This is a genomic window from Superficieibacter electus, assembly GCF_002915575.1.
Classification (GTDB): Bacteria; Pseudomonadota; Gammaproteobacteria; order Enterobacterales; family Enterobacteriaceae; genus Superficieibacter; species Superficieibacter electus.
In genome coordinates this window covers 147,377-169,570 of the sequence record NZ_PQGD01000012.1, presented here as the reverse complement: position 1 = coordinate 169,570, position 22,194 = coordinate 147,377, and the positions used below count along the sequence as shown (strand labels likewise).

The 22,194-nt window shown below is 55.4% G+C and carries 23 protein-coding genes; 14 read left to right on the top strand and 9 right to left on the bottom strand.

Going from position 1 to position 22,194, the window contains the following annotated elements; all coding sequences use genetic code 11:
* Positions 1-90: 90 nt before the first annotated feature.
* A complete protein-coding gene (locus tag CHU32_RS16235) occupies positions 91-1,263 on the top strand; it encodes an esterase (RefSeq protein WP_103676230.1) in 1,173 nt (390 codons plus the stop codon).
* Between the two features lie 167 nt (positions 1,264-1,430).
* Here CHU32_RS16235 and CHU32_RS16230 read toward each other — a convergent pair whose 3' ends face one another.
* Positions 1,431-2,609, bottom strand: coding sequence for an aminotransferase class I/II-fold pyridoxal phosphate-dependent enzyme (locus CHU32_RS16230; RefSeq protein ID WP_103676388.1), 1,179 nt, complete (start codon positions 2,607-2,609; stop codon positions 1,431-1,433).
* A 240-nt stretch (positions 2,610-2,849) separates the two neighbouring features.
* Here CHU32_RS16230 and CHU32_RS16225 point away from each other — a divergent pair, with 240 nt between their 5' ends.
* From CHU32_RS16225 to CHU32_RS16175, 11 genes are all read left to right on the top strand, one after another.
* Positions 2,850-3,662 (top strand): MetQ/NlpA family ABC transporter substrate-binding protein, encoded by an 813-nt coding sequence (locus tag CHU32_RS16225; protein ID WP_103676231.1) that lies wholly within the window; start codon positions 2,850-2,852, stop codon positions 3,660-3,662.
* 8 nt (positions 3,663-3,670) lie between these two features.
* On the top strand, positions 3,671-4,684 hold the full coding sequence (locus tag CHU32_RS16220; RefSeq protein WP_245880231.1) for a methionine ABC transporter ATP-binding protein: 1,014 nt from the start codon (positions 3,671-3,673) through the stop codon (positions 4,682-4,684).
* Entirely contained in the window at positions 4,677-5,345 is a 669-nt protein-coding gene (locus CHU32_RS16215; protein WP_103676233.1) for a methionine ABC transporter permease, read from the top strand. Before CHU32_RS16220 ends, CHU32_RS16215 begins: the two co-directional genes overlap by 8 nt.
* 21 nt (positions 5,346-5,366) lie before the next feature.
* Complete coding sequence (locus CHU32_RS16210; RefSeq protein WP_103676234.1) at positions 5,367-5,828, top strand: S-ribosylhomocysteine lyase; 462 nt, start codon at positions 5,367-5,369, stop codon at positions 5,826-5,828.
* Positions 5,829-5,830: 2 nt separating this feature from the next.
* Positions 5,831-6,592 carry an SDR family NAD(P)-dependent oxidoreductase gene (locus CHU32_RS16205; protein WP_103676235.1) on the top strand — a complete coding sequence of 254 codons (762 nt, stop codon included), beginning with the start codon at positions 5,831-5,833 and terminating at the stop codon, positions 6,590-6,592.
* Between the two features lie 13 nt (positions 6,593-6,605).
* The gene (locus CHU32_RS16200) at positions 6,606-8,924 is read left to right on the top strand and encodes a molybdopterin-dependent oxidoreductase (RefSeq protein ID WP_103676236.1); all 2,319 of its coding nucleotides are present in this window, start codon (positions 6,606-6,608) and stop codon (positions 8,922-8,924) included.
* A 133-nt stretch (positions 8,925-9,057) separates the two neighbouring features.
* Complete coding sequence (locus tag CHU32_RS16195; RefSeq protein ID WP_103676237.1) at positions 9,058-10,086, top strand: isopenicillin N synthase family dioxygenase; 1,029 nt, start codon at positions 9,058-9,060, stop codon at positions 10,084-10,086.
* Between the two features lie 17 nt (positions 10,087-10,103).
* Entirely contained in the window at positions 10,104-10,910 is an 807-nt protein-coding gene (locus tag CHU32_RS16190; protein ID WP_103676238.1) for a MetQ/NlpA family ABC transporter substrate-binding protein, read from the top strand.
* Positions 10,903-11,691 (top strand): methionine ABC transporter ATP-binding protein, encoded by a 789-nt coding sequence (locus tag CHU32_RS16185; RefSeq protein ID WP_103676239.1) that lies wholly within the window; start codon positions 10,903-10,905, stop codon positions 11,689-11,691. Before CHU32_RS16190 ends, CHU32_RS16185 begins: the two co-directional genes overlap by 8 nt.
* On the top strand, positions 11,679-12,347 hold the full coding sequence (locus CHU32_RS16180) for a methionine ABC transporter permease (protein ID WP_103676240.1): 669 nt from the start codon (positions 11,679-11,681) through the stop codon (positions 12,345-12,347). Before CHU32_RS16185 ends, CHU32_RS16180 begins: the two co-directional genes overlap by 13 nt.
* A gap of 14 nt (positions 12,348-12,361) precedes the next feature.
* Positions 12,362-13,456 carry an iron-containing alcohol dehydrogenase family protein gene (locus tag CHU32_RS16175; RefSeq protein ID WP_103676241.1) on the top strand — a complete coding sequence of 365 codons (1,095 nt, stop codon included), beginning with the start codon at positions 12,362-12,364 and terminating at the stop codon, positions 13,454-13,456.
* 312 nt (positions 13,457-13,768) lie between these two features.
* Here CHU32_RS16175 and CHU32_RS16160 read toward each other — a convergent pair whose 3' ends face one another.
* Both CHU32_RS16160 and yieH read right to left on the bottom strand, forming a co-directional pair.
* Complete coding sequence (locus CHU32_RS16160; RefSeq protein WP_133159997.1) at positions 13,769-14,002, bottom strand: hypothetical protein; 234 nt, start codon at positions 14,000-14,002, stop codon at positions 13,769-13,771.
* Positions 14,003-14,170: 168 nt separating this feature from the next.
* The gene (gene yieH, locus CHU32_RS16155) at positions 14,171-14,836 is read right to left on the bottom strand and encodes a 6-phosphogluconate phosphatase (RefSeq protein ID WP_103676245.1); all 666 of its coding nucleotides are present in this window, start codon (positions 14,834-14,836) and stop codon (positions 14,171-14,173) included.
* A gap of 167 nt (positions 14,837-15,003) precedes the next feature.
* Here yieH and adeP point away from each other — a divergent pair, with 167 nt between their 5' ends.
* Positions 15,004-16,341: an adenine permease AdeP gene (gene adeP, locus CHU32_RS16150; protein WP_103676246.1), complete on the top strand. Its 1,338-nt coding sequence runs from the start codon at positions 15,004-15,006 to the stop codon at positions 16,339-16,341.
* Positions 16,342-16,439: 98 nt separating this feature from the next.
* Here adeP and CHU32_RS16145 read toward each other — a convergent pair whose 3' ends face one another.
* Together CHU32_RS16145 and CHU32_RS16140 are read right to left on the bottom strand one after the other, a co-directional pair.
* Complete coding sequence (locus CHU32_RS16145; RefSeq protein ID WP_103676247.1) at positions 16,440-17,006, bottom strand: NADPH-dependent FMN reductase; 567 nt, start codon at positions 17,004-17,006, stop codon at positions 16,440-16,442.
* A 24-nt stretch (positions 17,007-17,030) separates the two neighbouring features.
* Positions 17,031-17,792 carry a 4'-phosphopantetheinyl transferase family protein gene (locus tag CHU32_RS16140; protein WP_103676248.1) on the bottom strand — a complete coding sequence of 254 codons (762 nt, stop codon included), beginning with the start codon at positions 17,790-17,792 and terminating at the stop codon, positions 17,031-17,033.
* A gap of 320 nt (positions 17,793-18,112) precedes the next feature.
* Here CHU32_RS16140 and CHU32_RS16135 point away from each other — a divergent pair, with 320 nt between their 5' ends.
* Entirely contained in the window at positions 18,113-18,376 is a 264-nt protein-coding gene (locus CHU32_RS16135) for a helix-turn-helix domain-containing protein (protein WP_103676249.1), read from the top strand.
* A gap of 108 nt (positions 18,377-18,484) precedes the next feature.
* On the opposite strand, the gene mnmE is transcribed toward CHU32_RS16135, so the two are convergent.
* The 4 genes from mnmE to rnpA form a co-directional block, all read right to left on the bottom strand.
* On the bottom strand, positions 18,485-19,849 hold the full coding sequence (gene mnmE / locus CHU32_RS16130) for a tRNA uridine-5-carboxymethylaminomethyl(34) synthesis GTPase MnmE (RefSeq protein ID WP_103676250.1): 1,365 nt from the start codon (positions 19,847-19,849) through the stop codon (positions 18,485-18,487).
* A gap of 104 nt (positions 19,850-19,953) precedes the next feature.
* A complete protein-coding gene (gene yidC / locus CHU32_RS16125) occupies positions 19,954-21,597 on the bottom strand; it encodes a membrane protein insertase YidC (RefSeq protein WP_103676251.1) in 1,644 nt (547 codons plus the stop codon).
* 2 nt (positions 21,598-21,599) lie between these two features.
* Positions 21,600-21,857, bottom strand: coding sequence for a membrane protein insertion efficiency factor YidD (gene yidD, locus CHU32_RS16120; protein ID WP_103676252.1), 258 nt, complete (start codon positions 21,855-21,857; stop codon positions 21,600-21,602).
* Entirely contained in the window at positions 21,821-22,180 is a 360-nt protein-coding gene (gene rnpA / locus CHU32_RS16115; RefSeq protein WP_103676253.1) for a ribonuclease P protein component, read from the bottom strand. The genes yidD and rnpA overlap by 37 nt, the downstream gene beginning before the upstream one ends.
* Positions 22,181-22,194: the final 14 nt, after the last annotated feature.

Here is a 22,194-nt window from a genome sequence, read left to right as displayed (position 1 = left end):
ATTAACAGCCTGGTTTTTGTTACTCATCACAAAACGATATAGTCACTATTGTTATTGTTTTGTGGTTAATTATTTTGCAAGGACTCGCGTATGAAAAAGATCCCTCTTATCCTCGCTATCTCTCTCGCATCAGGCGCATGTATGTATCAGGCTCAGGCTACCTCAGCGCTTGCCGGACCGGGCGAAAACGCCGCCGTCGATCAGTTCATCACCCAGGTTAATGCGGATAAAACCGTAACGTTCAGACTCTGGGCACCGGATGCTAAGAAGGTCAATGTTGTGACCGGCGCAACCGATGAAAGCCACGTCACGCATCCTATGCAGAAAGACAAAAATGGCGTCTGGACGTGGACCAGCCCAGCGATGGCAGGCAATTTGTACGAATATTTTTATGAAGTAGATGGCCTGCGTTCGATTGATTCCGGGAGTGCGGGCACCAAGCCGCAGCGGCAGGTCAATACCAGTCTGGTGCTGGTGCCGGGGAGCCTGCTTGACGTGCGAAACGTCCCCCACGGCGAGCTGCATTTGCTGACCTATCATTCACGCGAGCTGAATGCTGAACGACAAATCTACGTCTGGACACCGCCGGAGTATAACGCCAGTAAAGCGCCACTGCCGGTGCTCTATTACTATCATGGCTTCGGTGATACGACACTTTCAGCTATCAATCAGGGGCGTATTCCGCAGATGATGGATAACCTGCTGGCAGAGGGAAAAATTAAACCAATGCTGGTGGTTATTCCGGAAACAGAGACCGATACGCCGACCACCACGCCGGAAAGCTATCGCTACAGTGATATTCGCTCACAGTTTTATTTACCTAACGCAACGCTTGGTGACCGGGAACTCCTTCACGACATTATACCGTTAATCAACAAGCGTTATAACGTGCGTAAAGATGCCGACGGCAGAGCTGTTGCCGGGCTTTCTCAGGGCGGCTATCAGGCTGAACTGTCAGCATTAAAACATCCGGAAAGCTTCGGCTGGCTGGGGCTGTTTAGCGGAGTGACGACGGTCACCGTACCGGATGAAACTGTCGCTCAGCGTCTGGCGAATCCCCGGTCCGTCAACCAGCAACTGCATAACTTTACGCTGGTGATTGGCGAAAAAGACGAGGTGACGGGCAACGATATCAAGGGCCTGAAAGCGCAACTGGATAAACAGGGTATTCATAACGACTACCATGTTTATCCCGGACTTGGACACGAGATGGACGTCTGGCGTCCGGCGTATGCCGAATTTGTACAGAAGCTGTTTAAATAAACCCGGCAGTCGTTATGGCACAGTGCCCGGCGGCGCTTCGCTTGCGCAGGCCTACAGACAATGCGTAATTTGTTGATATGTAGGCCAGGCAAGGCGTAGCCGCCGCCTGGCATCGGGTGTATGGCGTTAATGCCGTTGGCCGTCACCGGCCAGCCTGCGTCGCTTCGTCAGGAAAAGAGTTTCAGCGCCGCAATACGTTTCAGCGCCTCCGCCAGATTATCGTCATCCGCGGTAAGGCTCAGGCGAATATACCCTTCGCCACCCGGGCCAAAACCGTGTCCGGGTGCCACCAGCACCTGCGCCTGATAGAGCAGATGCTCCGTTAGCTGCTGAGCGCTGAAACCCGCAGGCACCGGTAGCCAGAGAAAAAACGTGCCCTGATGAGGCTCCACCGGCCAGTGCATTGCGTCCAGTGCATCCAGCACCCGACGGCGGCGCTGATGATAAACGGCAACCAGTTGCGCCATTTCTTGCGCCGGAAGCTGTAGCGCAGCAATAGCCGCATCCTGTACCGCGCCAAACACCGTGCTATAGCTGTGAGTATGCAGTTTTTTAAACGCCGCGATCATCGACGCATTCCCTGCAGCGAAACCGAAACGCCAGCCCGCCATTAAAAACGTTTTTGATAACGTATAGATTTCCACGCCCCACTCGCTGGCCTCCGGTCTGGATAATAAGCTGAGCGGCTGTTCCCCGGCATGACTGCCGATGGCGGCGTAGGCAAAATCATGTACCAGCGGAATATGCCAGTGTTTCACAAACGCCAGTGCGTCATCAAACAGCGCGGAGGTGGCAAGCGCCCCCGTCGGATTATGAGGATAATTCAGCATCAGCAGTCCGGCGTTGCGGGCCACTTCTTCCGGCACGCAGGAAAAATCGGGCTGAAACTGGCGTGCCGCGTCGAGAGGAATGCCGTAAAAACGTGCCTGAGCCTGGAGGGCCGCAGAGCGATAAACAGGATAGCAGGGATCGGTAGAGATCAGGTACTGGCCGGGATGAAGCAACGCTCTTGGCAACCCGCCAACGGCAATATGCGCCCCGTGGAACACGGCAATTTCACGCTCCGGGTCCAGCCTGACGCCATACTGGCGCTGATAAAAATGGGCAATGGCCTCGCGCAGCGCCGGTTTTCCCCAAAAAGAGGGGTAATCATGGTTTCCGGGCTGTACCGCCGCCACCTGTAATGCCGCGACCACGGCGGGCGGCGTCGGCTGATGCGGACTGCCAGAAGAGAGATCGATGAGCGTACGTTCTGACGACGCTATCTGAGCCGCCAGTTTCTCCAGCGCACTAAACAGATTCTCTTCCAGTTGTTCAACAAGGGGAGACGCAGAAAAATCAGGCATAAGATTATAATGACGTAAGAAATAAATAATCACTATCGCATAATCTATCATTGCACAAAATAAATTAACGCCCGATTTAATACAATAAAATGGCAAAGGATAGTTAATAACTGCAATAACAAAATATAGATATTGTTAGTATAAAAAAGACATAGTCATTTGCCCTTGCATTCTTCTCACACCTTACTCTCCTGTGATTTAATCGTTTTTATTCAATGAGCCAGTTAAAGAGAACCATTCATGCGTACTACCCTGATATATGGCATTATTTTAACCGCGCTATCAACCTCCACGCTTCTGTCAGCAGCCCATGCTGAGGATAAACTGATTCGGGTAGGGTTTAACCCCGGTCCATATAAAGAACAATTCCAGCAGGGCGTCGCGCCTTATCTGGAAAAGAAAGGTTATAAAGTAGAATATAAAGACTTCAGCGATGGCATCCAGGTGAATGATGCTGTCAGTCGCGGTCATATTGAAGCGAATATTATGCAGCACCCGGTTTACCTCAAATCGGTAAATGAACGCCTGGGCATCGATAACGTGGGTATCGTTCAGGTCCCGACACCGCCCATGGGGCTTTATGGCGGCAAACTTAACACTCTCGACACGCCGAAACCCGGTACCGTTATCTCCGTACCTAACCAGGCTCCCAATGAATATCGTGCTGTGCTGGTGTTGCAAAGCCTTGGCTGGGTGAAAATTAAGCCTGATAGCGACCCCGCGACCTTTTCACAAAAATTCATTAGTGAAAACCCCTATAACATCGTGCTCAAAGAGATGGATAACGCCCAGCAGGTCCGCGCATTGCCGGATGTGGATTATGGGTTAATCCAGGGTAATTTCGCCGTCTCCAGCGGTATGAAATTAAAGTCTGCTCTCAAACTCGAAGCTCCTACCAGCCAGTTTATCAATGTGGTAACCGTAGCCGGTAAGAATAAAGAGGCCGCGTTTGCCAAAGATATTATTGCAGGCTATCACTCCGCGGAGTTTAAAAACTATATTCAAACCCATCAGCAATACGAAGGCTACCTGCTGCCTGATTATCTCAAATGAGCGAGAGCATTATAGATTTCCATCAGGTCAGTAAGACGTTTTCACGCCAGGGTGAGCGCTTTCTGGCGCTGGATGATATTACGCTGAAGATCCAGAAGGGTGAAATATTCGGGGTGATTGGTGCCAGCGGAGCCGGTAAAAGTACCCTGCTGCGTTTAATTAATCATCTTGAAACGCCGAGCGCAGGCGAGGTCTTCATCAACGGTGTTTCGCTTCAGGGCGTTAATAAAAAACAGCTTAATAGCGTGAAGAAAGATATCGGTATGATCTTTCAGCACTTCAATTTGCTGAATTCGCGCACCGTCTTTCACAACGTCGCCATCCCGCTGATTTTACAGGGACGAGATAAGGCTTTTATTCGTGAGCGGGTCAATGAGCTGCTGGCTTTTGTGGATCTGAGTGATAAAGCGCAGCGTTATCCCGATGAGCTTTCGGGCGGGCAAAAACAGCGCGTCGGCATCGCCCGCGCGCTGGCGACGAATCCGTCGATTTTACTCTGCGATGAGGCAACTTCCGCCCTGGACCCGCATACCACGCTGCAAATTCTGCTGCTATTGCAGGAGATTAACCAGCGCTACGGCATCACGATTGTGCTGATCACTCACGAAATGTCTGTGGTGCAGAAAATTTGCCACCACGTCGCGGTGATGGCGCAGGGAAAAATTGTTGAGCAGGGTGATGTGCTCAGCCTGTTCGGACAACCGCAGCATGCGGTTACCACCCGTTTCGTCCAGTCGGTGATCCACGACCGCCTGCCGGAACAGACGCTGGCAAAAATCAAACAGCACTCAGCGAGTCGTGTACTTCGGCTGGAGTTTGTGGGGAATACGGCACAGCAGCCGATTATCCACCGGCTGATCCGCGAACATACCGTCGAGGTCAATATTCTGTTTGCCAGCATGGCAGAAATCCAGAGCACGATCCTCGGTTTCATGATTGTGCAACTGAGCGGCGAGGCTGAGCAAATTGCGCTGGCGGAGCACTATCTTCATCAGGCAGGAGTGAAAATCAGCGATGTTTGAATTTTTCGATACCGCGATCACCAGCGACCAGTTTTTACTGGCGCTGTACGATACCTTGCTCATGGTCAGCATCTCGCTGGGCTTTGGCTCGCTGCTTGGTATTCCGCTGGGGATTATACTGGTAACCTGCCGTCCCGGTGGCATTTTGCCAAACCCGGTGGTGCATCAGGTTATCAACCCCATCGTTAACATCCTGCGTTCGCTGCCGTTCATTATCCTTCTCATCACTATTCTGCCCCTGACCCGCTGGCTGGTCGGCACCACCATCGGCACGCCGGGCGCGATAGTGCCGCTGGTGGTCTTTATCGCGCCGTATATTGCGCGGCTGGTAGAAAGCTCGCTGCTGGAGGTGGACGACGGGATTCTGGAATCGGCGAATGCGATGGGGGCCAGCGTACTGCAAACCATCTGGCACTTTATGCTGCCGGAAGCGGCTTCATCGCTCATTCTCGCGCTGACTACTGCCACCATCGGGCTGTTGGGCGCTACCGCCATGGCCGGCACCGTTGGCGGGGGTGGCATTGGCGATCTGGCCATCACCTATGGATACCAGCGTTTTGACGCCTTCGCCACGCTCTCTACCGCCATCGTGCTGATTATCATCGTGCAACTCTTACAGACACTCGGCACACGCTTTGCGCGCCGTATTCGTCGTGAATAACCTTCATCAGGAGTCATTGTTATGCCAGTCGTTGAAAGTTTTACCCTTGATCATACCAAAGTGATCGCCCCGTACGTTCGCGTGGCGGGTCTTGAGCGCCATCCGCAGGGCGGCGTGGTGCAAAAATACGACCTGCGTTTTCTGCAACCTAACGTGGATGCCATTCCGACCGCAGCCTTACATACCCTGGAGCATCTGCTGGCGTTTGGCCTGCGTGAAGAGTTAGACGGCGTTATCGACATTTCGCCAATGGGCTGCCGTACCGGTTTTTATTTGATTTTATGGGATGAGCGTGAACCGAAAACCATCGCCACCGCCTTAACGCGGGTGTTGCAGCGGGTGGTCGATGCCACCACCGTGCCAGCCGTCAGTGCGCTGGAGTGCGGAAACTATCGCGATCACTCGTTGTTCTCAGCCAAAGAGTACGCGCGGCAGGTGCTTGATCAGGGGATCAGCACGGACGCCTTTGTCCGGCAGCTTTAGTCATGATTTTACTCGATTTGCAGGGGCAAACGGCTGTAGTGACCGGCGCTCATCAGGGGATCGGGCGCGCTATTGCCGAACTGCTCTACCGTGCCGGGGCCAGCGTGGTCATCGGTGATATCGCGATAATCGAACCCGAGCAGCGCGAGCGCTGGCTGGCCCTGCCCTGTGATATGGCGCAGCGCCTGCAGGTTAATACGCTTATCGCCCGTGCGCAGCAGCAGTTTGGCCGCGTGGATATTCTGGTCAATAGCTGTGGCGTTTCGGTGATGAGCCCGGTTGATAAACTGGATGATGAGGGATGGCAGCGCCTCCTTGATATCAATCTTAAAGCGGTGGGTTACGCCTGTGAAGCCGCGATCCCATTAATGCGGGCACAGCGCTATGGCCGCATTATTACTATCGCCTCGCAGGCCGGGAAAAACGGCTATCGCCTGATGGGACAGTATGTTGCCTCAAAACATGCGGTATTAGGGCTAAGTAAAGTCATGGCCATTGAACTGGCGCGTGACAATATTCTGGTCAACGCCGTGTGCCCCGGCATTGTCGAAACCGCCATGAAATGGCGCGAGCGTGAGCAGGGCGGCGCGCTACGCGGCATGACGGCAGAAGAGATTTACGCCGAAGATTGCTCGCAGGTACTGCTCGGTCGCACCGCGCAGCCGGAAGATGTGGCAAATGTAGTGCTGTTTCTCGCCAGTCCGCTGGCGTCCTACATGACCGGCCAGGCGATTAACGTTACTGGCGGCATGACCATGCACTAAGGCGGAGTCGGGAATGAATAATAACGATGCACACCATCGCCTGACGGCAACCCACTGGGGCACTTACCGTGTGACTACCGACAACGGCGTGCTGACCGCCCTGGAGCCGGTTGAGTGGGATCGTCAGCCGTCCAAAATCGGTCAATCGCTGCCTGGCAGCGTGCAGAGCGATGTGCGGATAAAACGCCCGGCAGTTCGGCTTGGCTATCTTCAGGGAAAAGGCGCTTCACGCGAGGGTCGCGGCAAGGAACCGTTTGTCGAGGTGAGCTGGGAGCAGGCGTTATCGCTGGTTGCCGAGGAATTACAACGCGTTAAAGACAACCACGGCAATCAGGCCATTTACGGCGGCTCCTACGGCTGGTCGAGCGCGGGCCGTTTTCATCATGCGCAGAGCCAGTTGCATCGCTTTCTCAATCATTTTGGCGGCTATACCGCCAGCACCAATACCTACAGCATCGCGGCGGGTGAGCGGGTGTTGCCGCATATCCTCGGCGACCTGGATACCCTGCAACGTCAGCATACCCACTGGGCCGTGCTGGCTGAACATTGTGAGCTGGTGGTGGCGATGGGCGGTTTGCCCTTGCGTAATGCGCAGGTTAACGGTGGCGGGGCAAGCGATCACGCCCTCAATCACTGGCTGCAAACGCTGCACAACAATGGCACCGCGTTTATTAATATCAGCCCGGTACGTAACGATCTCGCCGCGCTACCGCAGGCGGAGTGGCTCGCCATTCAGCCTGGCAGCGACACGGCATTGTTACTGGCGGTGTGTCAGGTGTTAATTGAAGAGTCACTTTACCACCGCGATTTCGTTGCCCGCTGCACCGTAGGATTTGCGCGCTTTGCGGCTTATCTTCAGGGGCACGATGACGGTGACGTCAAATCGCCGGAATGGGCCGCGCCGTTAACCGGCCTTTCGGCACAGACTATCCGCCAGCTGGCGCGGCGAATGGCCGGTAAAAAGACGCTGATTAATATGGCGTGGTCGGTTCAGCGCGCGCGACAGGGCGAGCAGGCTTACTGGGCGCTGGTGGCGACGACTGCGCTGCTCGGGCACATCGGGACGCCGGGCGGCGGTATTGGTTTCGGCTATGCGTCCACCAACCTGTGCGGTGCTGACCGCCGGGTGTTTTCCGGCCCGCGTCTTGGTACCGGGCATAATGCCGTCTCGACCGTAATCCCGGTTGCCCGCGTGGCCGACATGCTGCTGCATCCCGGTGAACACTATGCGTTTGACGGACAGACGTTAACGTATCCCGACATCCGGCTGGTGTACTGGGCAGGCGGCAATGCGTTTCATCATCATCAGGATCTTAACCGGCTGATCCGCGCCTGGCGACGGCCCGATACCGTCATTGTCCACGAACAGTACTGGACCGCACAGGCGAAGCATGCCGATATTGTTTTACCTGCAACCACCTCGCTTGAGCGCGAGGATATTGGCAGCGCCAGCAATGACGGCTTTATGATTGCCATGCGCCAGCATCTGCCGCCGTTTGAACAGGCGCGTGATGATTATGCGATCTTCAGTGCACTGGCGGAGCGGCTGGGCTTTGCAGGCTCCTTTACCGAAGGACGCACGGCAGGAGAATGGCTCAGAACGCTGTATGACGCGTCGCACCCGCGTGCGGCAGCGGACGGCATAACGTTACCGTCCTTCGATGCATTCTGGCAGGCGGGAAAGCTGGAGTATCCGCGTCCCGATCAGCCGCAGATTTTACTGCGCGCGTTTCGTGAGGACCCTGACAACGCGCCGCTCACCACGCCATCGGGCAAAATTGAGCTGTTCTCGCAAACCGTCGCCGACTTTGGCTACGCGGAAGCGCCTGGTCATGCGTACTGGCATGCTGCTGAATATGAGGCGCAGCGCGAGGTGAAAAAGACATGGCCGCTGCATCTGCTGTCCAGCCAGCCGCGCACGCGCCTGCACAGCCAGTACGATCATGGCATAGTCAGCCGCCAGACCAAAATTCACGGCCGCGAACCCTTGTGGATGCATCCTGATGACGCTATCACCCGCGGAATTGCGCAGGGAGACATTGTTAAGGTCTTCAACCCACGCGGCGCTTTGCTTGCCGGTGTGCACCTGACGCGAGACATCTTGCCCGGTGTGGTGCAAATGTCCACGGGTGCCTGGTACGATCCGCTGAATGCTCAGGAACAAAACTCGCTGGATAAGCACGGTAATCCTAATATTCTGACCTGCGATACTGGCAGCTCGCGGCTGGGGCAGGGATGTACAGCCCAGACCTGTTTTGTTGAAATTGCGCGCTTTGATCGTCCGCTACCTGAGATTACCGCCTGGTCGCCGCCGTTATTTATCGAGTTATAAATTCGCGTCATCGCTTTATTAATGCATAAATAACCATTTGCGGCTTTTAGATATTATTAGAAATATAACTTCGTAGTGTTCGTCCCGGTGAAATGGCAAGGTGAAACTATTGCAAATTAACAGGACGAAAACGGTGAGTTCAGCCCACGCATTATCACTTCCGGTGATTGATTTTTCACAATTAAACGGTAGCCCTCAACAGCGTCAGGCGTTTCTTGAAACCCTGGGCAAAGCGGCACGCGAGGTGGGCTTTTTTTATCTTACCGGTCACGGCATTTCTCCGCAGTTGCTGGCGGACGTCCAGCGCGTTTCATGGCAGTTTTTTGCCCTGCCGGAAGACGACAAACTCAGCGTAAAGATGGCGCACTCACCGCATTTTCGTGGCTACAACCGCGCCGGGTCCGAAATTACGCGCGGTCAGCCCGATTATCGCGAGCAATTTGATATTGGTGCCGAGCGTGATGCGGTGTCGGACAGCGCGGCTCCTGTATGGCAGCGGATGCAGGGGCCGAACCAATGGCCGCAGGCGTTGCCCGCGTTGCGCACCATCCTGACTCGCTGGCAGCAGGAGATGACGCAGGTAGCGCTGGAGCTGCTGCGGGCCTTTGCCGAAGCGCTTTCGCTGCCGCGCCACGCTTTCGATAATCTCTACGGTGACTATCCGAACGAACATATTAAGTTGATTCGCTATCCGGGACGTCAGGAGAGTGAATCCCGTCAGGGGGTGGGCGCGCATAAAGACTCCGGTTTTCTGACGCTATTGCTTCAGGATGAACAGGGCGGCTTGCAGGTTGAGGTTTCACCCGATAACTGGGTGGATGCCGCGCCGCTGCCCGATTCGTTTGTTGTGAATATTGGTGAACTGCTGGAACTTGCGACCAACGGCTATCTGCGCGCCACCGTCCACCGGGTGGTTTCCCCGCAGGGTGAACGTGAGCGGCTGTCGGTGGCCTTTTTCCTCGGTGCGCAGCTGGATGCCGTTGTGCCGGTATATCAACTTCCGGAAAAACTGGCGCAACTGGCACAGGGGCCGACCAGCGATCCGCTTAATCCATTATTACGCGAGGTGGGATGGAATTATTTAAAAGGACGTCTGCGCTCGCATCCTGACGTCGCGAATCGCTTTTATGCTGAATATCTTAATAACGAAAAACGACCTTGAGCAATAAGGATAATAACATGATCAAATCTGTTGCATTTACCCTGGCTGGACTTTCTTTATTGATTGCGCAGACATTACATGCCGCACCATTACGTATTGCCGCCGATCCCATTCCGCATGCTGAAATACTGGAGTACGTGCAAAAAATCGATCCTCAATTAGATTTAAAAATTGTTGAGATGAGCAGCGGCGGGATCAATCCAAATGAACTACTGGCTTCCGGCGACGTGGACGCCAACTATTTTCAGCATCTGCCTTATTTAAAAGATCAGGAAAAAGCGCTGGGGAAAACCTTCAGCGTGGCGGCAGAAGTGCATATCGAGCCGCTGGGTATTTACTCGCATAAAATCAAGTCGCTCGCTGATTTGCCCGAGGGAGCCAGTATTGCCGTGCCGAATAACGCCCCGAACCTGAGCCGTTCGCTGCATCTATTGCAGGATAAGGGGGTCATTAAACTCAAAGATACCGGTAATGCGGTCACCACGCTGGTGACGCCGGAAGACATCGTCGATAACCCGAAGAAAATCAAGATAGTGCAGATTGAGTCCCCGCAAATCCCGCGTGCGCTGGATGACGTTGATGCGGCGATCATTAACGGTAACTATGCGCTGGAGGCAGGACTGGTACCAGCGAAAGATGCGCTGGGCCTGGAGTCTGCCGACCATAACCCGTATGCCAACCTGCTGGTTACCCGACCGGAACTGGTCAAGGACCCACGGATCATTCAACTGGCAAAAGATCTGACGTCACCGCAGGTGGCGAAATTTATTCAGGAAAAGTACAACGGCTCTGTGATCCCGGTTGCGAACTCTCAGCATGATTAAACTCGAAAATATCAGTAAATATTACGCCGGTACTGCCGCACCGGCTTTATCCGATGTCTCCCTGACCATTGAGGCCGGCACTATCTTCGGCATTTTAGGGCGAAGCGGCGCGGGAAAAAGTACGCTCCTGCGCTGTCTTAACCGTCTGGAGCGTCCCTCGTCAGGGCGAATAGAAATTGACGGCCGCGACATTGCCACACTGAATACCGCGCAATTGCGCCAGCAGCGCCAGCAAATGGGGATGATTTTCCAGCACTTTAATTTGCTCCATTCGCGCACCGTTCGGAACAATATTGATGTGCCACTGGAAATTGCCGGAGTACCGCCGAAAGTGCGCGCGCAACGGATTGAAGAATTACTGGCGCTGGTGGGCCTGGAGCCGTTTGGCGATAGCTGGCCATCACAGCTTTCAGGCGGACAAAAGCAGCGCGTGGGTATCGCCCGTGCACTGGCAGCAGAGCCGCGCTATCTCCTGTGCGATGAAGCCACCAGCGCGCTCGACCCTGAAACCACCCGTTCTATTCTCGATCTGCTGGCGAACATCCAGCGTCAGCTCAACATCACGATTGTGCTCATCACCCATGAAATGTCGGTAGTGAAGCGCATTTGTCACGGCGCTGCATTGCTGGAGCACGGGCAGTTGATCGAAAGCGGCACGCTTGCGCAAATCATGGCGCGCCAGGACGGACGCCTGCGGCAGATGTTATTGCAGGACGGCGAAACCGATCGCGCGTTCCTGGCCAAATATCAGGCGGAGGTACTGACCCGATGCGTAGCCTGAACTGGAATCGTTTTTTTGAATTGATGCTTAATGCCACGCTGGAGACGTTGTACATGGTCGCGCTGGCAGCGGTATTTACCGTGCTGATTGGTCTGCCGGCTGGTGTGCTGCTGTTCTTAACCCGTAAAGGCGGCATATTGCCTGCCCCCGGCGTGGCGGCGGTGCTAAATGCCGTCGTTAACATTGGGCGCGCGTTGCCGTTTGTCATTCTCCTGATTGCGCTTATCCCGTTTACCCGTCTGATTGTCGGTACCACGCTGGGCAGTACCGCGGCTATCGTCCCTATTACGCTGGGCGCGTTTCCCTTCTTCGCCCGCATTGTTGAAAGCGCGCTGGATGAGGTGGATCGCGGACGCATTGAGGCAGTGGAAGCCATGGGCGGTAGCCACTGGTACATCGTCAGCCGGGTGCTGTTGCCGGAGGCGCTGCCTGCGCTGGTAGCGGGGATCACCCTGACGATTGTGATGCTCATCGGCTTTTCAGCGATGGCGGGCGTCGTTGGCGGCGGCGGACTGGGCGATCTGGCGATCCGCTACGGCTACCAGCGCTTCGATAATACGCTCATCGCAGGCACCGTCATCGTTTTACTGCTGCTGGTACAGTTAATTCAGAAAACAGGCGATCGACTGGTGCGCTCACTGGCATATCGTCGCTAAGGAGCATGACAACCATGTTTAGCGTAAAATCTCCGGCGGCGTATGTACAGCAGGCCGGGCTGCGTCATCAGATTGGTGAGCGGGTCGCGCCGCTTACTCGTCATGTCCGTATTCTTACCACGCCTCGCGCCTGGCAGTCGGCAGAGCCGGCGCTCAGTGACAGTCTTGATCGTGCCGGGATTCGCTGGCAGCTTGATTATCTGGCGGGAGAATGTACCGACGACGCCATTGCGCAGTTCAGGCAAAATCTGCTGACGCAGGGCGCGCAAGGCATTCTTGCCGTGGGGGGTGGACGCGTGCTGGATACCGCCAAAGCAGTTAATGATGCGCTGGGCGACCGTATATTGATTGCGGTGCCGACGCTGGCGGCGACCTGCGCCGCCTGGTCGCCGCTGGCGATTGTCTATAACGCGCAGGGCGGCCATGTGCGTAGCCAGGCATTAAACGCCATGCCCGCGCTGATCCTGGTGGATAGTGAAATTATTGCCCACAGTGATGTGCGTTATTTGCGTGCCGGCATTGTGGACGCGCTGGCGAAATGGTACGAATTTGAGCCATTTCAGCGTCAAAATCCTGGCTTGCTGGCGCTGGATGTCAAAGTGTCGGCGGCACGTCTGGCCGTTGACACCCTTTTGCGCTGGGGAAGAGAGGCAGTACAGGCAAATCAGCAGCAGCATGTCACGCAGGCGCTGGAAAAGGTGATTGAGGCCAACATTGTGCTGGCCGGGCTTGCCAACAGCATCCGTGGGGCGATTGCTACGCCAGGCCCGGCGCATGTGATCCACGATACATTGACTCATCAGCCGGAACTGCATGGCTGGCTTCACGGTGAAAAAGTGGGGTTCAGCCTGTTGATTCAGTCATTGATAGCTAACAACAATGACAATCCCGATCGTGACCTGCTGGCACTATTGCGTGAGTATGGTAGTCCGTTACGGCTTCCTGACCTGGCGGGCGACCGCGCATCGCGTCTGGCGCGCATCGCCGCCGATATTCATTTTCCCGTTGCCAGCCTTGCACACCTGCCGTTTGCCTTCACTCGCCAGGCGCTGGAACAGGCATTGATGGCAACCGAAAATAGAGATTTCAGCGATAGCCCCGCAGGTTAAACGCCTCCCCGGTGGCGCTGCGCTTACCGGGGCTACAAATGCTAACTCCCACGCAGGCCAGAGGCGCAATCAACCATGTAGGCCGCGCAAGGCGCAGCCGCCGCCCGGCATTCAGCCCACGCACGCCAGAGGCGTAACCATCATGTAGGCCGCGCAAGGCACAGCCGCCGCCCGGCATTCAACCCACGCAGGCCAGAGGCGTAACCATCGTGTAGGCCGCGCAAGGCGCAGCCGCCGCCCGGCATTCAGCCCACGCAGGCCAGAGGCGCAACCATCGTGTAGGCCGCGCAAGGCGCAGCCGCCGCCCGGCATTCAGCCCACGCACGCCAGAGGCGTAACCATCATGTAGGCCGCGCAAGGCGCAGCTGCCGCCCGGCATTCAGCCCACGCACGCCAGAGGCGTAACCATCGTGTAGGCCGCGCAAGGCGCAGCCGCCGCCCGGCATTCAGCCCACGCACGCCAGAGCCGTAACCACCATGTAGGCCGTGCAAGGCGCAGCCGCCGCCCGGCATCCAACCCACGCACGCCAGAGCCGTAACCATCATGTAGGCCGCGCAAGGCACAGCCGCCGCCCGGCATTCAACCCACGCAGGCCAGAGCCGTAACCATCATGTAGGCCGCGCAATGCGCAGCCGCCGCCCGGCATTCAACCCACGCACGCCAGAACCGTAACCATCGTGTAGGCCGCGCAAGGCGCAGCCGCCGCCCGGCATTCAGCGCGTAATATCCCAGCCACGAGCGCGCCATAATTCCGGCAACTGCGCCAGATCGGTAAACGTCGTTACTTTCGGATGCTCAATCGGTTTGTTATGCGGATCGGCACAAAAGTAGAATACTTCCATTCCGGCAGCGATCCCGGACTGCGCCCCCGCGACAGAGTCATCCACCAGCACCGACTTTTCCGCATCAACGTTCATCGCTTTCGCTGCATGGAACATCAGCGCCGGATCGGGCTTCCAGCGCTGAATATCATAACCGCTGAACAATTTTTCCGGGAAATGATGCAGCATGCCGGTGCGCCCCAGTGAGTGCTGCATTTTGCTGACCGGCCCGTTAGATACCACGCACATCGGTACCGTCACGCTGTCCAGCAGCGCATTCGCGCCCGCGATACCCACCAGTTCAGAATCAAACAGACGAGCCACCTCGGCGCGATACACGGCCTCTAAATCGGCCTTCTCCAGGTTAACCCCGTACTCGGCGTTAATAGTGTCGATAATTTCGTAAAGCTTAACGCCTTTAAAACGCTTAAAAATCGTTTCCAGATCGAGCGTAATACCGTACTGCTGAAACATGTGTACATACGCGCGAGAACAAATCACTTCACTGTCGACCAGCGTACCGTCGCAATCGAAAAATACTGCCTCAATATGGGACATGCCTGTTTCCCTTTTAATAAGTTTAACGTTTACCTGATGAAATTTATGCGACGCAATCGTTGCCGTATAAGCAAAATCAATGAAAAAAGTCGCATCTGAATCTTCCTATTGTCTCATTTTGGTATAGGATAGCGACGGATTTTCCCTCCTTTTCTCGGAAACAGATAATGAGTCAACAACACCATACCCAGGCGTCTGGTCAGGGAATACTTGAGCGTGTGTTTAAATTACGTGAGCACGGCACAACGGCACGTACCGAAGTGATTGCCGGGTTCACCACCTTTCTGACGATGGTTTATATCGTTTTCGTTAACCCGCAGATCCTCGGCGTGGCCGGAATGGACACCAGCGCCGTCTTCGTTACCACCTGCCTGATCGCCGCGCTGGGCAGTATCCTGATGGGCGTCTTTGCCAATCTGCCGGTAGCGCTGGCACCAGCGATGGGTCTTAATGCGTTCTTTGCTTTTGTTGTGGTACAGGCAATGGGCCTGCCGTGGCAGGTGGGAATGGGCGCGATTTTCTGGGGCGCGGTCGGCCTGCTGCTGCTGACCATTTTCCGCGTGCGCTACTGGATGATTGCCAATATCCCGGTGAGCTTGCGCGTCGGTATCACCAGCGGTATCGGCCTGTTTATCGGCATGATGGGCCTGAAAAATGCTGGCGTCATTGTCGCGAACCCGGAAACGCTGGTCAGCATCGGCAACCTGACCTCGCACAGCGTGCTGCTGGGCGTACTGGGCTTCTTTATCATCGCCATTCTGGCGTCGCGTAATATTCACGCGGCGGTGCTGGTGTCTATTGTGGTCACTACGCTGCTGGGCTGGATGCTGGGCGATGTCCATTACAACGGCATCGTCTCTGCGCCACCGAGCGTCAGTTCCGTGATTGGTCACGTCGATCTGGCTGGCTCCTTCAACCTCGGTCTGGCGGGGGTAATTTTCTCCTTTATGCTGGTTAACCTTTTTGACTCCTCCGGTACGCTGATTGGCGTGACCGACAAGGCAGGTCTGGCAGATGAGAAAGGCAAATTCCCGCGCATGAAGCAGGCGCTGTACGTTGACAGTATTTCTTCCGTGGCCGGGTCTTTCATCGGCACGTCGTCGGTGACGGCCTATATCGAATCCTCTTCCGGCGTGTCTGTGGGCGGTCGTACCGGCCTGACCGCCGTGGTGGTTGGTATTCTGTTCCTGCTGGTGATTTTCCTCTCGCCACTGGCGGGGATGGTGCCGTCTTACGCTGCTGCAGGCGCGCTGATTTACGTCGGTGTGCTGATGACCTCAAGCCTGGCGCGCGTGAAGTGGGAAGACCTGACCGAGTCGGTGCCAGCGTTTATTACCGCCGTGATGATGCCGTTCAGCTTCTCGATTACCGAAGGTATCGCGCTGGGCTTTATCTCTTACTGCGTGATGAAAATCGGCACCGGCCGACTGCGCGATCTCAGCCCGTGCGTGATTATCGTCGCGGTACTGTTTGTGCTGAAGATTGTGTTTATTGACGCGCACTAAGCGCTGAAATCGGTTCTGCCGGATGGCGTCGCAAGCCGACTCATCCGGCCTGTCCCACACCCGGTAAGACGCCTAAGCGTCGCCACCGGGCATGTCGATTACGCTTTTACCCGCTGAATATACTCGCCAAACGCCGTTAACTGCCCGGTCAGATGATCCAGCGTGCTCTGGTCAATCACCTCGCCCGTCTGCGGGTCCACTTTATTCTGGATCACGCCACCCATAAACTCCGGCTTATTCATCACCATGGCATCAAGGAACACCAGGATCTGGCGCAGATGATACTGGCAGCGCGCGCCGCCAATCGCGCCCATTGAGCTGGTCTGAATGAGAACCGGCTTACCGGCCAGCGGCTGCTCGGGCAGGCGAGAGATCCAGTCGATAGCATTCTTAAGCCCGCCGGGCACGGAATAGTTATACTCCGGTGTCACGATAACCACGCCGTCTGCCTGGCGAATCTGTTCCGCCAGCGCTTCCACGCTTGCCGGGAAGCCCTCTTCCTGCTGGATATCCGCATCGTACAGCGGAATATCACCAATCGACGGTAAAGCACTGACCTCAATTCCCGCCGGGGCGATTTTCGGCAGTGTTCGCGCGACCATCGCGTTAAACGACCCTTTGCGCAGGCTTCCCAATAACGTAACCACTTTCAACGTCTCAGACATAATGACTCCTTCGTGTCGTGGAGATTATTTTTGATCGGACCCGTTGAGTGTAAACGTTTTTTCAGACGTCAGGCTGGTAAAACGCATCAGGCGACCAGCAGGTTCATTGGCGCGCACCTGCGCATCGGGCAGGCAGCGCCAGTTACCGTTGCCGTTGTACTCCCAGACCTTCAGACGCTCGATCGCAGGTGTAACGGCAATTGACCATACCAGCACGTCCTCTGCATCGCAGACTGCTTCAATTTGCGCGGTATTTGCCGCGCGCAGGCGTCCTGAACCGGGGAGCAGTTGTAACTCCTGTGAATCACCTTCGGTTTTACCCGTTAACTTGAGTACGCTTTGACGCAGCGCCAGCAGCTGCGCCCGGGCTTCTTTAGGATCGTTTTGGTTATTGATCCACAATATTTCGTTGTTGGAAAAGATATGGCTGTCGGACGCCTGTGCCGCAGTGAGGCCAGGCATCACGCGCGGAAGCGCCAGTGCCAGACCGCAATCGCCTTCGGTGGTTAATGCCACGCCGACAATGTTTCCGGCATAGGCAATCGAAAAACGGGGCAACGTGGTATCAAGGAAAACGGGACGGCCACCGGGCAGGATGATGATTTCCGGCAGTTCGCTAATGCCGTATAACATGAACATCAGTTCCGCAAGCAGCGCTCTGGAGGACAGGTAGCGAGAACGGCGATACTCCGGCAACAATCGGGCCTGATTATGGCAGGCTGACGACAGTCGGGTAGAAAGGCGATAACCCTCGCCCGGAGTCCCTCTTGCAAAGTGCGTAGCCATTTTTCGCTCCGTGATAATGGTCAATGGTAAAGATGAAAAGCTTGCTGTCGGTTAACCGCTTTCGTTTTAAACGTAAACGAAGCAAATGAGAAGATCCTGAACCCGATTTTTACAAATCATGTGCTTCGGGTGACACTTTTTGCGAAAAAATGGGCGTCTGATGGCATGAACCCGTTAGTCATGAAAATCTTAATGGCTAAACCGAAACATTTATATGCTTTAACAGGTAAAAATTAGTTTAACGGCTTCAGCGTGTATATCTTGTATTACCTGTTAAAGCGTGTAATAGTTACTTTACCGTCTGTAACCGGTAGATCGAAATGAAAATAACTAACAGCAAGCAACTCAGCGCCTGCCTGAAAGATATCCGTACTACGCAAAAGCTTTCACAGGGGAAAGTTGCCAGTAAAGTGGGTATTCGTCAGGATACGGTGTCCAGCTTCGAACAAAACCCTGATTCTACTAAGCTGGAAACCTTCTTTAAAATTCTGTCGGCTTTAAATCTGGAACTGACGGTGACCCCCAGAAATGCGGGTAAAGCCAGTGACAAGGTGTCTGAAACATCCTGGAAGGAAGAGTGGTAATGGCCGCGCTCGATGTTGATATGAACGGTTAACCTGACAATAAAAACCCGCATTAACAGCCAGTTAATGCGGGTTAATGAATCTTCACGGACGACTACAGCCTAAACGTTACTTACCAATACAAAAACTCGAGAAAATGCGTCCCAGCAAGTCATCTGAAGTAAATTCCCCGGTGATTTCGCTCAGGCTGTGCTGCGCAAGCCTCAATTCCTCCGCCAGCAGTTCTCCGGCCCAGGCACCGAGCAGCTGCGCTTTGCCCTGATCAAGATGAGTCGCCGCCGTTTCCAGCGCCTGCAAATGACGACGGCGGGCAAGGAAGCCACCTTCCATTTGCGTATCAAATCCCATACTTTGCTTGAGATGGTCGCGCAGGACATCGATACCTTCACCAGTACGCGCGGAGAGGCGAACAAGTGAGTGATTATTCACTTCACTGAAGCCCAGCGTCTCGCCGGTGATATCGGCCTTATTACGTACCACCGTAATCGGCAGGTTGGCCGGCAGGCGTGCAATAAAATCCGGCCAGATGGCCGCCGGATCTACCGCGTCGGTGGTGGTGCCGTCGACCATAAACAGCACGCGGTCGGCCTGTTCAATCTCCTGCCACGCGCGCTCAATACCAATACGTTCAACTTCGTCGCTGGCCTCACGCAGACCGGCGGTGTCGATGATATGCAGCGGCATGCCATCAATATGGATGTGCTCGCGCAGGACGTCGCGGGTGGTGCCAGCGATGTCGGTAACAATCGCCGCTTCACGTCCGGCCAGCGCGTTCAACAGGCTGGATTTACCGGCGTTAGGCCGCCCGGCAATCACCACTTTCATCCCTTCGCGCAGCAGGCTACCCTGGCGCGCTTCGGCACGTACCGCGTCCAGATCGGCCATTACGCCATTGAGCTGCGCTTCAATTTTGCCGTCGGAGAGGAAGTCGATTTCCTCATCCGGGAAGTCGATGGCCGCTTCTACGTAGATCCGCAGGTGAGTAAGTGCTTCCACCAGGTGATTTACGCGTGCGGAGAATGCACCCTGAAGTGAGTTCAGCGCCGAGCGCGCCGCCTGCTCGGAGCTGGCATCAATCAGGTCGGCAATCGCCTCTGCCTGCGCGAGGTCAAGTTTGTCGTTAAGAAAGGCGCGCTCGGAGAACTCACCGGGCTTCGCAATCCGCAGACCGGGGATAGTCAGAATGCGTTTTAACAGCAGATCGAGGATCACCGGGCCGCCGTGTCCCTGGAGTTCCAGCACGTCTTCGCCGGTAAAAGAGTTTGGGCCTGGGAACCATAGCGCGATGCCCTGATCCAGCGCCGCGCCGTCTGTGTCCTGAAACGGCAGATAGTCGGCGTAACGCGGCTTAGGTAATTTCCCCAGTACGGCTTGTGCGACGTCGCGGGCTTTCTGGCCGGAAATGCGCAGGATGCCCACGCCGCCACGTCCTGGAGGGGTGGCCTGGGCAACGATAGTGTCGTTATGGCTCATGTTATGTCTCTTTGCTTACCCATAAAAAAGGCGGTCAGATGACCGCCCTTTATCACTGTTCCTTTTGCCGGGTGGCGCTGCGCTTACCCGGCTTACCGCTTACGTCAGGATTTTTTCTTCTCGCGGCTATGCAGGCCACGTTTTTCCAGACCGCGGTAAATCAGCTGCTGCTGGATAATCGTCACGGTGTTGCTGACGATGTAGTACAGCACCAGACCTGACGGGAACCACAGGAAGAACACAGTGAAGATGACCGGCATAAAAGTCATGATCTTCTGCTGCATCGGGTCGGTCACGGTGGTCGGCGACATCTTCTGAATGAAGAACATCGTCAGACCCATCAGGATCGGCAGGATGTAGTACGGGTCCTGTGCGGACAGGTCATGTATCCACAGGGCGAACGGCGCGTGACGCAGTTCAATGGAGCCCATCAGCATATAGTACAGCGCCAGGAAGATTGGCATCTGGATGACCAGCGGCAAGCAGCCACCCAGTGGGTTAACCTTCTCCGCTTTGTACAGGGCCATCATCTCCTGGCTCTGACGCTGTTTGTCATCGCCCAGACGCTCACGCATCGCCGCAATCTTCGGCTGCAGCATACGCATCTTCGCCATGGAGGTGTACTGCGCTTTGGTCAGCGGGTACATGATGCCACGCACGATAAAGGTGATCATGATGATGGAGAAGCCCCAGTTACCCAGGAAGCTATGAATCCATTTCAGCAGCTTAAACAGCGGCTGAGAGATGAACCACAGCCAGCCGTAATCCACGGTCAGATCCAGGTGCGGTGCAACGGCCGCCATTTTGTCCTGAATTTCCGGGCCAACCCACAGGGTGCTACCCAGATTGCCCGTCTGACCCGGCTGAACCAGCAGCGGCTGAGACTTATAACCAATTGCCGCCACGCCGTTACCCAGGTTGCTGGTGTAGAAGCTGTTGGTGCTGTTGGCTGGCGGTACCCACGCGGTAGCGAAGTACTGCTGCAACATAGCAACCCAGCCGCCCTGAGCGCTCAGGTTCAGGTTTTCGTTGTCGGCAATTTTATCAAATTTGTATTTTTCGTACTTTTCGTCCGGCGTGGAGTACGCCGCACCGCGGAAGGTATGCAGCGCAAAGTTGCTGCTACCGGTATCGCGATGAGAAGGCAAATCGATGGATTGCTTCAGCTGACCAAAGGTAGACACTTCCAGCGGTTTCTCGCCGGCGTTCTGCACATTGTAGTTAACGTTCACCGCAAATTCGCCGCGTTTCAGGACGAAGGTTTTGGTGAAGGTGTTACCGGCAGCATCGGTCCAGGTCAGCGGGATCGCCAGTTCGTTTTGGCCGTCGGCCAGCACAAACGCATCGCTGTCAACGTTATACAGCGGACGGGAACCGTTGGCCGGGTTATCCGGGCCATCACGGCCGGTCAGGCCGCTTTGCGCCTGGTAGATAAACTGCGGCGTGGTTTCGAGTAACTGGAACGGCTCGTTAGAACCCAGCTCTTTCGGGTACGTTAACAGGTGCGCCTGCTCAACGTCACCACCACGGGTGTTGATCGTCAGCTCCAGCACATCGGTTTTCACCGTAATCAGTTTACCCTGGCCACTGGCTGGTACGCCCTGGTCTGCGGCACTACCCGCTGCGGTGGTCGTAGTCTGCGTGATCTGCTGCTGGGGCTGAGGATTTTTATCCTGCTCCCAGGCTTGCCAGATCATGAAAGACACGAACAACAAAGCGATGACTAGAAGATTGCGTTGCGAATCCATCGTTAGTGTTCTCTGGTATCAAATGGTCCGGGCGGGACGGGGTCGTCACCACCCGGGTGTAAAGGGTGGCATTTTAATACGCGTTTCACCGTCAACCAACTGCCTTTTATCATCCCAAACCTGCGCAATGCCTCAATTCCGTATTGCGAACAGGTCGGGGTGAAACGGCAATGTGGCCCAAGCAGCGGACTGATCAGGCGTTGATAGACCCGGATGAGGGCTATCAGGACCCTTGAGCCAGCCGACAGTGGCGACGCCATAATTTTTCCAGTGCTTCCGTAAGGGCACGGTTATCGAGGTCGGCAACCCCCTTTTTCGCCACCACCACGAAATCCATTGCGGGAAGCTCGTGTTGACGTAAACGAAAACTTTCACGCGTCAGACGTTTAATCCGATTGCGTTCATGTGCGCGCTTAACGTTTTTCTTGGCGACCGTAAGACCGATGCGGGGATGCCCCAGCGAATTCAGGCGGCCGAGGATGGTGATTTGCGGCGTGCCAGCCCGTTGTGGCTGCTGGAAGACGAAAGTGAAATGACTGGGAGTTAACAAGCGTAACTCCCTGGGAAATGCGAGCTTAACCACGCAGGGTTAGCTTT

Excerpts from the sequence above, each read along its gene's own strand:
- CHU32_RS16235 (WP_103676230.1), top strand. The coding sequence starts at position 91 with ATGAAAAAGATCCCTCTTATCCTCGCTATCTCTCTCGCATCAGGCGCA.
- CHU32_RS16230 (WP_103676388.1), bottom strand. The coding sequence starts at position 2,609 with ATGCCTGATTTTTCTGCGTCTCCCCTTGTTGAACAACTGGAAGAGAAT.
- CHU32_RS16225 (WP_103676231.1), top strand. The coding sequence starts at position 2,850 with ATGCGTACTACCCTGATATATGGCATTATTTTAACCGCGCTATCAACC.
- CHU32_RS16215 (WP_103676233.1), top strand. The coding sequence starts at position 4,677 with ATGTTTGAATTTTTCGATACCGCGATCACCAGCGACCAGTTTTTACTG.
- CHU32_RS16210 (WP_103676234.1), top strand. The coding sequence starts at position 5,367 with ATGCCAGTCGTTGAAAGTTTTACCCTTGATCATACCAAAGTGATCGCC.
- CHU32_RS16205 (WP_103676235.1), top strand. The coding sequence starts at position 5,831 with ATGATTTTACTCGATTTGCAGGGGCAAACGGCTGTAGTGACCGGCGCT.
- CHU32_RS16200 (WP_103676236.1), top strand. The coding sequence starts at position 6,606 with ATGAATAATAACGATGCACACCATCGCCTGACGGCAACCCACTGGGGC.
- CHU32_RS16190 (WP_103676238.1), top strand. The coding sequence starts at position 10,104 with ATGATCAAATCTGTTGCATTTACCCTGGCTGGACTTTCTTTATTGATT.
- CHU32_RS16185 (WP_103676239.1), top strand. The coding sequence starts at position 10,903 with ATGATTAAACTCGAAAATATCAGTAAATATTACGCCGGTACTGCCGCA.
- CHU32_RS16180 (WP_103676240.1), top strand. The coding sequence starts at position 11,679 with ATGCGTAGCCTGAACTGGAATCGTTTTTTTGAATTGATGCTTAATGCC.
- CHU32_RS16175 (WP_103676241.1), top strand. The coding sequence starts at position 12,362 with ATGTTTAGCGTAAAATCTCCGGCGGCGTATGTACAGCAGGCCGGGCTG.
- CHU32_RS16160 (WP_133159997.1), bottom strand. The coding sequence starts at position 14,002 with ATGATGGTTACGGCTCTGGCGTGCGTGGGTTGGATGCCGGGCGGCGGC.
- yieH (WP_103676245.1), bottom strand. The coding sequence starts at position 14,836 with ATGTCCCATATTGAGGCAGTATTTTTCGATTGCGACGGTACGCTGGTC.
- adeP (WP_103676246.1), top strand. The coding sequence starts at position 15,004 with ATGAGTCAACAACACCATACCCAGGCGTCTGGTCAGGGAATACTTGAG.
- CHU32_RS16145 (WP_103676247.1), bottom strand. The coding sequence starts at position 17,006 with ATGTCTGAGACGTTGAAAGTGGTTACGTTATTGGGAAGCCTGCGCAAA.
- CHU32_RS16140 (WP_103676248.1), bottom strand. The coding sequence starts at position 17,792 with ATGGCTACGCACTTTGCAAGAGGGACTCCGGGCGAGGGTTATCGCCTT.
- CHU32_RS16135 (WP_103676249.1), top strand. The coding sequence starts at position 18,113 with ATGAAAATAACTAACAGCAAGCAACTCAGCGCCTGCCTGAAAGATATC.
- mnmE (WP_103676250.1), bottom strand. The coding sequence starts at position 19,849 with ATGAGCCATAACGACACTATCGTTGCCCAGGCCACCCCTCCAGGACGT.
- yidC (WP_103676251.1), bottom strand. The coding sequence starts at position 21,597 with ATGGATTCGCAACGCAATCTTCTAGTCATCGCTTTGTTGTTCGTGTCT.
- yidD (WP_103676252.1), bottom strand. The coding sequence starts at position 21,857 with ATGGCGTCGCCACTGTCGGCTGGCTCAAGGGTCCTGATAGCCCTCATC.